Below are 15,696 nucleotides of genomic sequence, written 5' to 3'. Positions count from 1 at the left end.
GCCCTCGCCCCAAACGGGCGACGCGCGCGCCCTTCGTCATCGATCTCCCAGGTTCCAGCACCTCGTACCGCATTCACGCCCCCGTATTTGATAATCATTCTCATTATCAAATAGAACCGGCAGGCCATTTTTCGATCGAGGGGCTTTTCCTATCGATTCCGGGCACGCCGGCCCGCATTGTTCACGTCAGTGTTCGGATTCGGCCGGCCGGGCTTCCGCGTTCGAAGCGCCCACAGCGTCCTCTGCGTCCTTAGCCTCCAGATCGTCCGGCGGCCGCCCGTCGAGCCCCGGCTCCGCGCGGGCGAAGGCCGCGTACCACGCATCGGTCTCGGCCAGCTGCGCGTGCGTGCCGGTCGCCCGCACGCGGCCCGCATCGAGCACGACGATCGTGTCGGCGGCCGCCGCGAGCGCCGGCTGGTGGGTGACGACGATGCGCGTGCGCTGCCCGCGCAGCGCGACGAGGCTGTCGCGCACGCGCCGCGCACTCGATTCGTCGAGGCTCGCGGTCGGCTCGTCGAACATCAGCACCGGCGCACGCGACAGCAGCGCGCGCGCCAGGCACGCCCGCTGGCGCTGCCCGCCCGACAGCAACTGGCCGCCCGGCCCCACGTCGGATTCGAGCCCGTCCGGCAAGCGCTCGGCGTCGTGCAGCAGGCCGGCCGCGTCGAGCGCGTCACGCAGTTCGGCATCGGTCGCGTCCGGGCGGCCCATCCGCACGTTCCACGCGAGGCTGCCGCGAAACAGCCCGTTGTCCTGGAACACGAGGTTGCGCGTCGCCGCGAGCGTCGCCTCGCTCAGGTGCCGGACATCGGCGCGGCCGAGCAGCACGCGCCCGGCGCCCGGATCGTCGAGCCGCGCGAGCAGGCCGAGCAGCGTGCTCTTGCCGGCACCCGTGGGGCCGACGATCGCGACGAAGCCGCCCGCCGGGCAATGCAGGTCGACGCCGTCCAGCAGCGTCGCGCCGGCGGGCGAACGGTAGCCAACGCGCACCGCGTCGACACTCGCGTCGTGTACCGGCGTGCCGCGGTCGGGGCTGTCGAAACGCGGCGCATGCAGCACCGCGAGCACGGTGTCGAGTGCGCGCCAGGCGCCACGCAGCGCCTGGTCGAGCTGCGTGAGCTGCGCGAGCGGTTCGATGAAACGCACGAGCAGCACGAGCACCGCCACGGCCGTCGCGGCATCGAGCCGGCCCGCCGAGACGGCCCATGCGCCGCCGGCCAGCATCGCGACGAACACGCCCTGCACCGCGCCCGCGAAGCCGAGTTCGATCGGCAGCGAGCGGCGCATCAGCGCGCGCGTGCGGCGATGCTGCGCGTCGAACGCGTGCATCAGCGCCGCGCGCGCGTCGCCTTCCCGGCCCGCGAAGCGCAGCAGCCCCTGATGCGCGGCGAAGGTCTGAAGCTGCATGGCCATGTCGCGATCGCCGGACGCGCGCGCCTGCTCGAACGCAAGAGTGCGCGTGCCGCCGCGCTCGAGCAGCGCGAACAGCAACACGGCGGCTGCCGCGAGGCAGAGCGCGATGCGCCAGTCGATCCACGCGAGCCCGGCGACGACCGCAAGCGGCGTCACGACCGCGCCGATCAGCGGCCCGAGCAGGTGCGCCGGAATCCCCATCGCCTGCATGACCGGCCCGCGCAGCAGCCCGGCCGGATGACTGTCGCGCACGGCCTGCCACGACGCGATACGCGGCAGGTGCCGCACGAGGCGTTCGACGAGACCGGCCGCGAGCGCGCCGCCCGCGCGATAGCCGCCGCGCTGCGCGACATACAGCACGAATGCGTGGCACAGGGTCAGCGCACCGAGCACGATCGTCCAGTGCAACACGGCTGCCTGCGCGCCGGCGAACCACGCGCGGATCAACGGCACGAGCAGCAACCCGCAGGCGCCGTCGAGCAACGCGGCCGCCACCGCCCAGCCGACCCCGCGCCACAGCGCGCGGCGTGTGCCGGATGGCAGGCACTGCAAACGTTTGAGCGATTTCGTCATCATGCGGCCTCCCCGTCCGCGGCACCGCGTTCGCGCCACAGCCGCGCATACAGCCCGCACGCGGCCAGCAGCGCCGCATGCGTGCCGCGCTCGACGATGCGGCCGCGATCCATCACGAGAATCTGGTCTGCCTGCCGGATCGCGTCGAGATCGTGGCTGACGATCACGCGCGTGCGCGCGTCGCCGCGCAGCGCATTGCGCAATGCGCGCCCGGTTTGCGGATCGAGTGCCGATGCCGGTTCGTCGAGCAGCAACAGCGGCGCCGTCGACAGCAGCGCACGCGCAATCGCCAGCCGCTGCAGCTCGCCGCCGGACAGCCGCACGTCGCGCCCGCACACGCAACCGTAGCCGCCCGGCAACGCATCGATGCGTTCGTCGAGACAGGCCGCGCGCGCGGCCGCGCGAATCGCGTCGTGATCGGCATCGGGCCGGTACAGCGCGATGTTCGCGGCAATCGACACGTCGAGCGCGGCGGCCTGCTGGAACACCATCGCCACCTGCTCGCGCCGCGTATCCGGCGCGAGCAGCCGCAGGTCGGCGCCGCCGAGCCGCACCGTGCCGCGGTCGGGGTCCATGAAGCGCGCGAGCAGCATCAGCAGCGTGCTCTTGCCCGCACCCGACGGCCCGACGATCGCGGTGGTCGTGCCCGCCGCGACCGTCGCGTCGATGTCGCGCAGGATCGGCGTGCCGTCGATGTCGACGCTCACGCCGCGCAGCTCGATCGACGCATCGCGCGGCACCTGTGCCGCGCCGTCGGCCGGCTCGGGCAGGCCCGGCTGGGCGAGCAACGCATCGAGGCGCGCAGCGGCCGCGCGCGCTTCGCGCAGCGCGTCGGCACCGTGGCCGAGCGCCCGCACCGGCGCGGCGACCGCCCAGATCAGCAGCGCGAACGCACACAATTCGCCGACCGGCAGGCGGCCGGCCGTGAGCCACGTCGCGCCGAACACGACCCACGCGAGCAGGAACGGCGTGCCGAGCAGCACCTGCGTGCAGGCACCGGGCCCGCCGACGCGGCCGACCCACGCCGAAAACGCCTGGTCGAAGCGCCCGGTCGACGCGAGCGCGGCCGCCTCGATGCCGGCGCCCGGATACTGCCGCACGAGCGCCGGGTTCTGCGCGAGCTGCGCGTAATCGCCCATCAGCTGTTCGAGTGCCGCGTTGCGCGCCGCGATGGCCGGTGCGAACCGCGCCGAGCGCATCCAGCGGAACAGCGCGGCGCCCGCGACGAGCGGGACCAGCGCAAAGGCGAGCAGCACGGGATTCAGGTAAAGCAGGCACGCCAGCGCCGCGCACGGCACGACGACGAGTTGCGTGACGTCGGCCGGCGCATGCGCGACGAGCTGGTGCAGCGCGCGCACGTCCTGGTCGACGTGACGCGCGACGCGATCGCTGCCCGCGCGCGCGAACCAGCCGAGCGGCAAGCGTTGCAGATGATCGGCGAGCCGCCTGCGCAAGCGGTCGGCGAGATCAGCGTCGACACGGTGCGTCAGGTGCAGCGCGACCGTCTGGCCGCCCAGCCAGCACACGCCGGCCGCCACGGCCGCGACGAGCCAGCCGCGCGCCATCGCGTCGAGCTGGGCCGTCGCGCGCCATGCGTCGGCGATACGGCCGAGCGCGAGCCACGGCACGAGCGACGCGATACCCGCCAGCGCCTGCAGCACGACCGCCGCCGCAAGCGGCACCGCGAACGGCCGCAACATCGAAAGCAACGGCCCCTTCATGCGGCACGCTCCAGCAGCATGCCGAGCGTGGCCGCGCACGCGTCGCCCGGCGGCTGCTCCGGAAAACCGAGCTGCATCGTCAGTTGCTGCCAGACGCGCGCCACGTCGATGCTGCGCTGGTTGCACGCGTGCAACCCTTCGCCCGACACGAGCCGGTCGACCGCGCGCACGGCCGCCTGCGGCCAGCTGCGGGCATGAATCGCGCCCCACGTATCGCGCGCATCGTCGCAGATCTGGATGCTCGGCATGTCGTCGCCCGCCGCGTCGCCGAAGATCGGGAACAACCCGTCGTCGTCCGTCGCCGGTTCGCGCAGCGCGGGCGCCCACCACAGCGGGCCATGCGGCGACGCGAGCGTCCACGTGCCGGCGTCCGTCGTCAGCGTGATGCTGAACAGCATGCTCATCCGGCCGTCGTCGGCCGCCGCCATCTCGTTGTGCACGCGCAGCGAGACCGGCGTTTCGGCGAGCACCATCGCGCATTCGCGCATCGACGACAGTGCCGGCCCGACCGGCTCGACCGACCACGGGCCCACGCCCTGCAGCGCGGCGGCGAGCACGTCGAGCGCCGCGTAACTGGCCTGCACCGAGCACACGACATCCGCATGTACAAGCGCGCTCGTTTCACGCAGCCGTCGCGCGACGGCGATGAAGCGGGAGACGACCGGCAGGTTCGGATAGAAACTGTTGAGCAGGCAGCGCCGGCCGTGACGCGACGCGGTGCGCAGCACGCGGTCCCACTCGTCGGGCAGCAGCGGATGCTCGATCACGACGTCGATCCCGCGCTCGAGCAGCCGGCACGCGAGCGCGGCCCCGTCGGCGCCGCGCGCCGCGCCGCCGACCGCGACGCACGCAGCGCGCACGTCGTCGGGCAACGCTTCCGGACGGTCGAACACGGGCGCGCCGACGCGCGCGGCCAGCGCGGCGGTACGCGCGCTGCCTTGCCCCAGGATGCCGGCGACGCGATACGTGCCGGACGCGGCGAGGCCCGCCGCATAGAACTGGCCGAAGCGGGAGCCGGCCACGACGACCGGCAGCGGATGAGCCTTCATTGCGCCTCCTTCAGGCGGGTGTCGACGAACGCGGCGTTCAGGCAGTCGAAATGACCGCCGGGGATATCGACGGACGTGATGCCGCCGAGCGCCTGTGCCGTCCAGTATTCGGTGAGCGCCGCGCGCTGCTGCGGAATCAGCGGGTTGCAACGCTCCGGCACGAACAGCCGCAGCGCACCCGCGTACGGCGCGTCGCCCGCCCAGTGGCTCGCCTGCACCGAATGCATGAAAAGCCGGTACAGCCGTTCGCGCTCGTCGAGCAGCGGATGCGCGACCTCGTCCTGCATCGACAATCCGGCGGCCGCGCGCAGCACGCGGCGGCGCAACGCGTCGAGCGGCTCGCAGCGGTCGCCGAAAATCTCCAGCTGGGCCTGCAGGCTGCCGGGCGCGAGACGCGCGGGGTCGGCCTTCAATGCGTCGGCGAGTGCGTCGGCCAGCACATACGTCTCCGGAAACCCGAGCGCGTCGAGCGGCAGCCCGAGCGTCGCCGCGAAGTTGAACAGCACGAGCCGCTCGTCTTCGATCAGGTAGGGAATCCGGTAGCTCGACACGATGTCGAGCGTGCGCACCTCGACGCCGAGCTGCACGAGCGACTTCGCCATTTCGAGCGCGACCAGCCCGCCCGAGCAGTAGCCGAGCACGTCGACCTCGCGCACGCCGGTGCGCCACAGCGCATCCGCATAACGCCGGCCGAGCGTCGCGTTCAGGTGGCGTGCCGGCAGGTCGAGATAGTCCTGCGCGTCGCGCACCGCGAAGCCGAGCACCGGGCCGAGCCGCGCGAGCGCCGGCATGACCGGACGATACGCATGCACGGTGCCGAGCCCTTCATGCACGATCACGCGCGGCACGCCGTCGCCGGGCGCGAGCGGGATCGGCCGCACGCCGGCGCGCACGCGCGGCGCCGGCGCATGGACGACCGCCGAAACGTGCGCGCTGCGCGGGGTGGCCGGCGCAACCGGCGATGCGCTGCCCGACGGCTGCGCATCCGCGTCGCGCAGGCATTGCGCGAACGCGGCGGGCGTCGGTTGCGCGAGCACCCAGCGCAGCAACCGGTCGAACGGATGCGCGTGCGCGAGCGGTTCCTCGCCGCGCAGCCGCGACACGAGTTGCGCGATCAGCAGCGAATCGCCGCCCGCGGCGAAGAAGTCCTGATCGGGCGTGACGTTACGCGTATCGAGCACGGCTTCCCACAAGCCGATCAGCCGCGCCAGCAGCGGATCGGCGGCGGCCTGCGCGTGAGCCGGCCGGGCGGCCGCCGGCTCCGGTTCGCGGAGGTCGGCGATGCCGGCCAGCGTGCGGCGATCGATCTTGCCGTTCGCGGTCACGGGCAGGCGGTCGAGCACGCGCAATTGCGACGGCACCATGTAGCCCGGCACGCGCTCCGCGACGCATGCCAGCAGCGCGTCCGGCGCGATGCGCGCCGCACCGCGCTTCACGTGCGCGAGCAGGATGTCGTAGCCGAGTGCGTCGAGCGGCGTGCCGGATGCCACGCAACCGAGCGCGCGATCGCCGCCCGCCGCTTGCAGCCATTCGAGCCACTGCGCGCGCGGCACGAACAGACGCGCCGATTCGATGCGCGCATCGTGCGGCGTTTCCATCATCAACCCCTGGCTGATGCTGATCTCCGGATGCTCGGTCGTCAGTTCCTGGATCACCCACCACGCATCGGCCGCCGACAGCGCACGCAATCCGGCGACCAGCGCGACCGTGTCGCGTGCATTGTTCAGCGCGCCGGAGCTGATCGTGATGTCGATCGAATGCGGCGCAATACCCTGCGCGTCGAGCGCCGCGTTCATGTCGAACCGCTCGAACCGCATCCACGGATACGCGGCGAAGCGCTCGCGCGCCGCCGCGAGGAAATAGCTCGACACGTCGCTGAACAGGTAGTCGATCCGCGCGCCCGCTTCGACCAGCGGCGCGAGCGCGTCGACGATCGCCCGCGTCGCCGCGGCCGTACCCGCGCCGATCTCGAGGATGCGCCACGGACGCTGCGGCTCGCGCGCGACGATCGCACGCACGGCCCGTGCCATTCCGTCATGCAGGGCCCGCGCATGTTCGCCGTCGCTGTACATCGCGTCGGCGATATGCGCTGCGCCTTCCGGGAACATCAGGCCGGCGGGCGACACGGTGCCGTCCACCTGCACGTCGATGCATCCCGCGCTGTCGCGGAAGTAGTCGACGAGGACGGCCGGCCACAGATCGGGCGACGCATCCTGCGCAAATGCGTCCCAGCAGGCATGCGCATCGGCATGGCCGGCATCGGGCCGCCTGCGCCAGCCGCCTTCGGCATCCGCGTGCAGCACGCCATGCCGGTCGAGCATCGCGAGCCAGTGACGCAGCAGATGCTGTCGCGCCGCCGGCACGCGCAACCGTTCGCACAACGTCGCGAAGTCCGTCGCCGCCTCCTCGGTCAGCGCCCCTGCCGGCACGATCCACGCTGCCAGCGATGCAACGCAGGCCGCTTCGAGCCGGGCAACCGACCGCGCCACGTCCGCATGCGCGGGCCAGCGCGCGGCGTCGAACGCCGTGCGCACGTGCGCCGCGATCTCGTGCAGCGCGTCGTCCTGCTGCGGCGGCTCCGCGCCGTGCAGCGACACGAAGCTCGCGAGCCGGCGCTCCGTGCCGTCGCCGAGCACGATCGTCGCGGCCGCGCCGACGAGCGGATGCGCGGTCAGCGCCGCATCGATCTCGGCCAGCTCGATCCGGTAGCCGCGGATCTTCACCTGATCGTCCTGCCGCCCGAGGAATTCGAGCGAACCGTCGGCGCGCACGCGGCCGAGATCGCCGGTGCGGTAGAGTCGCCGCCCGTCGCCATGACGGATGAAGCGTTCCGCCGTTCGCACCGGATCGTTCGCGTAACCCGTCGCCAGCCCGACACCGCCGATATGGATCTCGCCGCGCACGCCCGGTGGGCACGGCCGGCCGAGCGCGTCGAGCACCTCCATCGTCTGCCCGGTCAGCGCGCGGCCGTAAGGAATGCTGGCCAGCTGCGTGTCCGCCGGACGGATCGGATGCTCGATCGACCAGATCGACGCCTCGGTCGCGCCGCCGAGGCTGAACAGCGCGCTGTCGGGCCAGCGCCGCCACCAGCGGGTGGGCAGCGTCACCGGAATCCAGTCGCCCGACCACAGCACGCGGCGCGGGCCCGGCACATCGAGCGCCGGTTCGCTTTCGACGTAATCGATCAGCATCTGCCCTTGCGCGGGAACCGAATTCCACAGCGTCACGCGATGGCGCGCCATCAGCGCGGCCCAATGCGACGGATCGTTGCCGCGTGCCGGATCGGGCAGCACGATGCACGCGCCGCGCGCGGTCGCGCCGAAGAAGTCGTAGACGGACAGGTCGAAGCTCAACTCGGCCAGGCCGAGCACCACGTCGCCGTCGCCGACTTCATGGCGCGCGCTGATGTCGGCCAGCGTGTTGCAGACGGCCGCGTGGCTCAGCATCACGCCCTTGGGCTCGCCGGTGGAGCCCGACGTATAGATCACGTACGCGAGTGCGTCGCCGGCGATGTCGCGCGCGGCGCGCGGCGGCCATTGCGGATCGACCGGCACTGCATCGACATCGATGCGCACGCACCCGTCGTGTTCGAACTCGAGCGCCTGCACGCTGACGACCGCACGCACCCGCGCATTGCGCAGGATCGCCTGTTGCCGCAGCGCCGGCTGACGGCTGTCGACCGGCACGTACGCGGCGCCCGCCTGGACAATCGCGAGCACGGCCACGAGCTGGTGCGCGCACTTCGGCATCAGCACCGCGACGGTATCGCCCGCGGCGACGCCGGCCTGCTCGAGCGCCGACCGCAGCGCCGCCGCGTGCTGCGCGACGTCGCGATACGTGCGCGCCCCCTGCGCATCGATCACCACCGGCGCGTCGGGCGTACGCAACGCCTGCGCGGCGAAGCCGGCCGCGATGTGCGTATCCGCATCCGGATGGATCCCGGCGGCCGGTGCAGCGGACGGCAGCACGATGTCGCCCGCGCGCGACCACCACGCGGCGTCGGCGGCGAGCCGGCCCAGCAGGGCGACGTAAGCGTCGAACATCGCCGCGGGCATCCCGTCCGGAAACAGGTCGTCGCGCACGTCCCAGCCGATTTCCAGGCCGCCGAACTGATCGGTCACCTGGCAGTCGAGCCACACCTGCGGCGTCTGGCTGATCATGTAGCGCGGCGGCTCGGCGCGGGCCGCGTGTTCGCCGAGCAGCCGGCCGACACTGCCGATGCCGCTCGTGAACACCACCGGCATCAGCGCCGCATCCTTGCCGCGCCGTCGCGCGAGTTCGCGCATCACGTCGACACCGGTAAACGCACGATGGTCGAGGTCGTCGAACATCCGCGCGCCGATCGCGCGGGCACGCTCGACGAAATCGCGCCCTTGCGTCGCGTCGACCGCGAGCAGGCTCAGCGCGGTGAAATCGCCGAGCACCGCGTCGATGCGCGGATGCACGGGCGGCCGGTTCAGCACCGTCAGGTTCAGGCAGAACGCGGGCGACTGGCTCCAGCGGCCGACGACTTCGGCGAACGCGGCCAGCGCGACACTCGCCGCGCTCAAGCCGAAGCGGCTCGCGTGGCCGCTCAGCGCGGCCCATTGCGCACGATCGAGCCGCGCATGCCGGTGCGTGAAGCGCGGCCGCGCGTCGGACGGCATCGCGGGCACCACCGGCAGATCGGGGCGCGGCGGCAGATCGTCGATGCGCGCAAGCCACCACGCCTTGTCGCGCGCATGATCCGCGCGCGTGCCGGCATGGGCTTCATTGACGACGTAGTCGCGGAACGTCGCGTCGAGCGGCTCGGGCTGCCACTGCGGGTCGTCGTAGCGGCGCCGCCATTCGGCGAGCAGCAATTGCAGGCTCGCATAGTCGATCAGCGTGAAATCGACCGACAGGTGCAGCACCGCACCGTCCGGCCCGAGGCTCACTTCCGGCTGCAGCACCGGCCAGCGGTCGAGCACGTGCACCGCATGGTCGAGGCGCTCGCGCACACGCTTCACGTGCGCGTCGAACGCGTTCGCGTCGGCATCGCGCAGGTCGTGCACCGCGAGCGGCTGCCACGGCACGTCGGGCAGCACGCGTTGCCATGCGTTGTCCTCGACGATCGCACGCAGCATCGGATGCCGCGCGACGCACGCGTTCCACGCCGCCTCGAAGCGCACGCAGTCGAGATTCGCGGGCTCGCCGTACTCGACGTACAGATGGCACGCATTGCCGCCGTACTCGAACGATTCGTGGCGGCCGAGCACGTACGCGGCCTGCACCGGCGTCAGTGCGAACCGCTCGTGACGGCGCACCGGATCGCAGCGCCATGCGCCGTCCTGCAGGAAGCGGACGAACGCGTCGCGTTCGGCCTTGATGCGCGCGGCCAGGTCCGCATCGAGCGCGCCGGCCGGCGCGCGATAGCGCAACTGGCCGCCGTCGTCGCACCACAGTTCGATCTGGCGTTCGCGGCAAAGATCGAGCACGTCATCGAAGCTCACAGCACGCCCTCCTCGATCGTCGCAACCGGCGTGTCGCCGTCGGCCTGCGAGGCTTGCAGGGCCGGCGCGGCCGGTGCCGCCTCGTCGAGCTGCGCGGCGAGACCCGCGAGCGTCGGCTGCCGGTAGAACGCCGCCATCCCGACCCGCACGCCGAGCCGCTCGCGCAGTTGCGCGAGCAGGCGCGTCGCGAGCAGGCTGTCGCCGCCGAGCGCGAAGAACGTCGCATCGCGCGCGTTCGCCGGGCGGCCGAGCGCGTGCTCCCAGCACGCGAGCAGCGTCGCCTGCCGTTCGTCGGCCGGCACGAATGCATCGTGGGCGGCCGGAGCGTCGCCGAGCGCACGCGCGAGCGCCTCGCCCACCGCCCGCCGGTCGATCTTGCCGTTCGCGTTGAGCGGCCAGCGCGCGATGCACCACAGCGCATCGGGGCGCATCGCGTCGGGCAAGCGGTCGCGCAGCCAGTCGGCCAGCGCCGCTTGCGCGGCCGGTCCGCCGGCACGGCGCGCATCGATGCACGCGAATGCGTTCGAACGCCAGCTTCGGGAGTCGAGCGTAAAACCGCACGCATGCGCGGCGGCGGCGATCGCATCGGGCGTGAACGGCCGCGGCAACGACGCATCACCCGCCACGCTCGCGACGAGTTCACGCAACGGCGAGTCGCGCAGCACGTCGGCGAACAGCAAACGGCCGTCTTGCGCCAGCAGCGCGGCCGCGATCCGGAACGTATCGCGCGGATCGTCGCGCAGATGCGCGGCCGCGAAACTGATCACGCAATCGAATTCGCCGAGATGCCGCGCGGGCAACAAGCCGTCCTGCATCGTCTGAAGCGCGGGCCTCGTAAGGGTGAAGCGTGCCTGTGCGGTGTGCAGCAGCCCCGGCGACACGTCGAACAGCGTCACGTCGAAACGTGGATCGTCGAGCACGCCGAGGCCCGCTTCGAACCATTGCCCGGCGCGGGCGTCGACCACCGCGACCCGCAGCACACCGGTGCGTGCGGCGGCCTGTGCCTCCAGCGCGCCGGCAAACTCGCGCAGCACGCGGGCGCCGTCCGGCAAACGCGTCGCGAACGCAAGCGGTGCCACGCACGGGTCCAGCGGCACGCGCTGCGCGGCGGTATCCGGATCGGTTGCGAGCGCGCGCAGCGACGACGTCAGATCGTCGAGATCGGTTGCATGCCAGTCGAGCCGATCGAGCGCACCGTCGATGGAGATCGACGCATCGCCTTTCGCGTGCCGGTGCGCACGCAACGACGGCGGCAGGCCCGCGCCGCCATCGAGCAGCCGATCGGCGACGGCACGCGCAACGGCCGCTTCCGCCTGAACCGTATCGGCCAGGTCGGCCTCCGCGAGCGACGACGGCGCGGCATCGGCAACGCGATCGGCCGGCACGAATGCGGCGACGATGCGCGCAACTTCGCCATTCACGACACTCGCGCACGCACCGTCGATCTGCGGATGCGCGGCCAGCGCGGCCTCGATCTCACCCAGTTCGATCCGGTGCCCGCGCACCTTCACCTGGCGATCCTCGCGCCCCAGGAATTCGAGCGTGCCGTCGGGCCAGTAGCGGCCACGGTCGCCCGTGCGATACCAGCGGCCCGACGCGTGCTGCACGAAGCGCTGCGCGGTCAGCTCGGGATCGTTCCGGTAGCCGCGCGCGAGACTGTCGCCACCGATCAGCAGTTCGCCCGGCACGTAATCCGGCACATCCCGGCCGTCGGTATCGACGACGCGATAGGCCTGCCCCGGCAACGGCCGGCCATACGGAATCGAACGCCAGTGCGGCGGCACGTCGCGCACGGTCTGCACGTTCGACCAGATGCCGGCCTCGGTCGCGCCGCCGAGCGCATGGAACGCACATGCGTCGCCGCACCGTTCGCGCAGGCGCGCCGGCAGGTCGAGCGCGATCCAGTCGCCGGACAGCAGCGCCGCGCGCACGCTGCGGCATGCGTCGGCCGCAGCGGGCACCGCCAGCGCCATTTCGAGCAGCGCGGGCGCCGAATTCCACAGCGTCACGCGATGCTGCGCGATCAGGTCGATCCAGCGCGCCGCGTCGCGCGCATCGTCCTGGGTCGGCAGCACGAGCTCGGCGCCGGCACCGAGCGCGCCGAACAGGTCGTACACCGACAGGTCGAAATCGAGCGCCGATACCGCGAGCAGCCGGTCGTGCGCACGCACGCCGAGCAGTGCATCGATCGCGTCGATCGTGTTGAGCGCCGCCGCGTGCGTCATCTCGACACCCTTCGGCACGCCCGTCGAACCGGACGTGTAGATCACGTACGCGGTGGCCTGCGGCGCCACCGCGAGCGGCGCGGCCAGCGGCGCATGTTTCATCAGCGAGGCAACATCGAAGCGCGGCAGCGGCGCATCCGCGTGCGCCGTGTCGCCGATCGCGGCCTTCACGCCGGCCGCGCGTTCGATCAGCGTCTTGCGCGCGGCCGGCTGCGCAATGTCGAGCGGCACGTAACACGCGCCGGCGGCCAGTACGCCGAACACCGCGGCCACCTGTTCCGGCCCGCGCGGCAGACTGATCTCGACGGCATCGCCGTGACCGATGCCGGCGGCACGCAGGCCACCCGCGATCGCCAGCGCCTGCGCGGCCAGTTCGCCGCGCGTCACCACGCGCTCGGCGCACCGCAATGCAACGGCCGCCGGCTCGCGCGCGGCCGATGCAAAGAAGTCGGCATGCAGCGTGCGCGGCCGCGCGGGAGCGGGCACCGCGTTGAGCGCATCGCGCACGCGTCGCTGCGCGGACGGCAACTCGACCGCGATCGGCAGCCGCCAGTCGCGATCGCACAGCGCCTGCACGAGCGCGACATACGCGCCGAACATCGCATCGACCATCCCGTCGGGAAACAGGCCGTCGACGCTGTCCCATGCGAGCAACGCGCCGTCCGGCACGCGATAGAGCTGGTGATCGAGCCACACCTGCGGCGTCTGCGAAATCATGTCGTGCAGATCGCCGAACACGCGCGCGAATGCGTCGGGCACGAACGGCGCGTCGCCGAGATTGCACGAGAACACGACGGGCGCCGCGCGCGGTGTGCCCTGCCTGCGTGCATCGCGCAGCACGTCGAGCGCCGGATACGCAGCCTGCGCGATCGCGCCGTGCAGCCGCTGCTGGAACGCGCGTACCGTGTCGGCCGCGCTCGCGTCGGCGCGCATGTCGCATTCGACGAGCAGCAGCGTCGTGAAATCGGCGATCACGCGGCCGAGATCGGGCGCATCGCCGTGCCGGTCGAACAGCGGCACGTTGAGCAGGAACGCCTGCCGGCCGCTCCAGCGCGCGAGCACCGCCGCGAAAGCCGCACCGAACACCGACGACAGCGTGACGCCATGCTGCGCGGCCCGTGCCTGCAGGCGCGTCAGTTCGGCCGTGCTCAGCGTATGCGTGACGCGACTGAAACGCGGTGCGCGGATCGTTTCCGGCGCACGGGCGAGCGGCAGCGCCGGCCCTTCCGGCAGCGTCGCGAGCCGCGCCTGCCATGCATCGCGCGCCGCGGCCCGCGCATCGCGCGTATCGGCCGCGCGACGCGCGAGCCAGGTCGGGAACCACGTCGACGGCGCGTCGGGCAACGCCGACGGCTCGGCATACGCGGCACCGATCTCCTGCATCAGCAGCCGCACGCTGTCCACGTCGGCCGCGAGCAGGTCGACGCTCAGCCACACGCGATCCTCGCCGCCGGGCATCTGCGCGAGGCCCATCATGAAGACCTGCGCGCGCTCGACGTCGAGACATTCGTGCGACCGGAACGCGCGCATCGACACCCATTCGGTTTCCGCTTCGGCGGGCGTCCGGTCGCGCCAGTCCGCATGCGCGAACACCGGCGCCTCCGGTGCCGCGACGATCTGCTGGCGGCCACCGGCAAAGCGCGCACGCAGCATCGGATGGCGTTCGCGCACGAGTCGGCACGCCGCGTCGAGACGAACGGGATCGATCGCGCGGCTGCGAAACTCGAGGAATGCGTGGCAGCTCACGTTGCCGAGCACTTCACCGTCGCCGCGGCCGAGCCAGTACGCCTGCTGCACCGCGGACAAGTCGAACGGCGCATGCACGTCGACATCGACCGCCTCGGCGGCCTCGACGTCGGGCGCCGCGGACGCGCCGCGCGGCGCATTCGCGAGCAGCTCGGCCCACGCGCCGAGCGTCGGCGTACGCGCGAACGCATCGAACGTCAGCGCGTAGCCGAGCCGGTTCACGCGCGTCTGCAGATACATCAGCCGGATCGAATCGAGGCCGCAGCTCAGCAGGTCCTCGTCATCGTCGAGCGACGCGATTTCGTCGACGGGCTCGTCGAGCAGCGCCGCGATCATCGCGACGAGCTGCGAGCGAAAGGCAATGGGAGAAAAACAGGAAGGATCGGAATGATCGATGGTTGAATCGACAGCGGTCTGGCTCATGGGCACGCCTTGTATGGGTCGTTCGATGGCGGATCCGCGCGGCGGCGGCCACCCGTGAATGAGAATCTATCTCATTAACGCCCATGAGCCCGGTCGATTGCTTTAGGCGGCCGGTCAGTTGTTTTAGATTGCCGCGCTCTCCAGTTCGGCATCGTCGATCGCGTTCGACGATGCGCGAATGTCGCTCGGCGAAATGCCGTAGCGCTTGCGGAACGCGATCGAGAAATGTGCAGGGCTGTAGCCGACGCGGTACGCCACGGTCGACACGTTCGCGTCCTCCGCGCACAGCATCGCGTGCGCGGTCCGCAGCCGGTATTCCTGCAGGTACGCATACACGCTCGTGCCGAACACCTTGCGGAAGCCGGCCGTCAGCTTGCGCGAATTCATCCCCACCCGGCCCGCGAGCGCATCGAGCGTCGGCGGCTGCTGGAGCTCGCGCGTGAGGATGTCGCTCGCCGCGTACACGCGCTCGACGTCCGACGACGTGACGCGCACGTCGGCCGGCGCGAACTGCCGCTGCGTTGCCAGCAGCTGCGCGCTCAGCGCGGTCAGCTCGAATGCCTTGGCCTTCAGGTAGTACTCGCGCACCGCGCCCTCGAACGGGCACGTCGCGATCTGTACCGCGAGCGCCTGCAGCGCCTTCGATGCCGGGCAACTGACGATGCGCGGATCGCCGCCCGTCGGCGCGAGCATCTTCTCCGGCAACAGGCTCAGGTTGCGGTCGAGCGCATCGAGGCCGAGCTGCACGATCGTGTAGCGCAGCGGCACGTCGCGGTCGTAGATCTGGTGCGTCGTGAATTCGCCGTCGTTGGCGATCACGCACAGGCCCGGCCCCTTGATGCACTGCTCGGGCTGGCCCGGCACGCGGCAGCGCAACTGCCCGCTCTGCACGAGGACGAGCTTCAGCCCTTTTTCGAGCGGCTCCTCGTACCAGTCGCGGCTGTCCGAGCACAGCGTGCCGCTCATGAGTTTCATGCCCGCGTCGATGTGCACCACGCCCGGATGATTGCCGGGCACGAGCACCGGCGGGTGACGTCGTGACGAAGCGAAGGAGGTCGAGCTCATCGGAGGTCCG

General features: G+C 71.7%; 6 protein-coding genes. All 6 read right to left on the bottom strand.

What is annotated here, in order from left to right:
* Positions 1–186 precede the first annotated feature (186 nt).
* Complete coding sequence (locus PQB87_RS21385) at positions 187–1,986, bottom strand: ABC transporter ATP-binding protein (protein ID WP_233344279.1); 1,800 nt, start codon at positions 1,984–1,986, stop codon at positions 187–189.
* The gene (locus tag PQB87_RS21380; RefSeq protein WP_233344205.1) at positions 1,986–3,707 is read right to left on the bottom strand and encodes an ABC transporter ATP-binding protein; all 1,722 of its coding nucleotides are present in this window, start codon (positions 3,705–3,707) and stop codon (positions 1,986–1,988) included. The genes PQB87_RS21385 and PQB87_RS21380 overlap by 1 nt, the downstream gene beginning before the upstream one ends.
* Complete coding sequence (locus PQB87_RS21375) at positions 3,704–4,756, bottom strand: Gfo/Idh/MocA family oxidoreductase (protein ID WP_174415643.1); 1,053 nt, start codon at positions 4,754–4,756, stop codon at positions 3,704–3,706. The genes PQB87_RS21380 and PQB87_RS21375 overlap by 4 nt, the downstream gene beginning before the upstream one ends.
* Positions 4,753–10,227: a non-ribosomal peptide synthetase gene (locus PQB87_RS21370; protein WP_489243733.1), complete on the bottom strand. Its 5,475-nt coding sequence runs from the start codon at positions 10,225–10,227 to the stop codon at positions 4,753–4,755. Before PQB87_RS21370 ends, PQB87_RS21375 begins: the two co-directional genes overlap by 4 nt.
* Positions 10,224–14,621 (bottom strand): non-ribosomal peptide synthetase, encoded by a 4,398-nt coding sequence (locus PQB87_RS21365; RefSeq protein ID WP_489243731.1) that lies wholly within the window; start codon positions 14,619–14,621, stop codon positions 10,224–10,226. Before PQB87_RS21365 ends, PQB87_RS21370 begins: the two co-directional genes overlap by 4 nt.
* A 123-nt stretch (positions 14,622–14,744) precedes the next feature.
* Positions 14,745–15,686, bottom strand: coding sequence for a helix-turn-helix transcriptional regulator (locus PQB87_RS21360; RefSeq protein WP_021163802.1), 942 nt, complete (start codon positions 15,684–15,686; stop codon positions 14,745–14,747).
* Between the last annotated feature and the right edge of the window lie 10 nt (positions 15,687–15,696).

The organism is Burkholderia sp. KL41, assembly GCF_057005415.2.
The sequence above is the reverse complement of the archived record's forward strand: the minus strand, read 5'-3'. Positions and strand labels throughout refer to the sequence as shown.

What these genes read in the sequence shown, in the direction of transcription:
- PQB87_RS21385 (WP_233344279.1), bottom strand. Translation starts at nt 1,986, where the DNA reads ATGACGAAATCGCTCAAACGTTTGCAGTGCCTGCCATCCGGCACACGC.
- PQB87_RS21380 (WP_233344205.1), bottom strand. Translation starts at nt 3,707, where the DNA reads ATGAAGGGGCCGTTGCTTTCGATGTTGCGGCCGTTCGCGGTGCCGCTT.
- PQB87_RS21375 (WP_174415643.1), bottom strand. Translation starts at nt 4,756, where the DNA reads ATGAAGGCTCATCCGCTGCCGGTCGTCGTGGCCGGCTCCCGCTTCGGC.
- PQB87_RS21365 (WP_489243731.1), bottom strand. Translation starts at nt 14,621, where the DNA reads ATGAGCCAGACCGCTGTCGATTCAACCATCGATCATTCCGATCCTTCC.
- PQB87_RS21360 (WP_021163802.1), bottom strand. Translation starts at nt 15,686, where the DNA reads ATGAGCTCGACCTCCTTCGCTTCGTCACGACGTCACCCGCCGGTGCTC.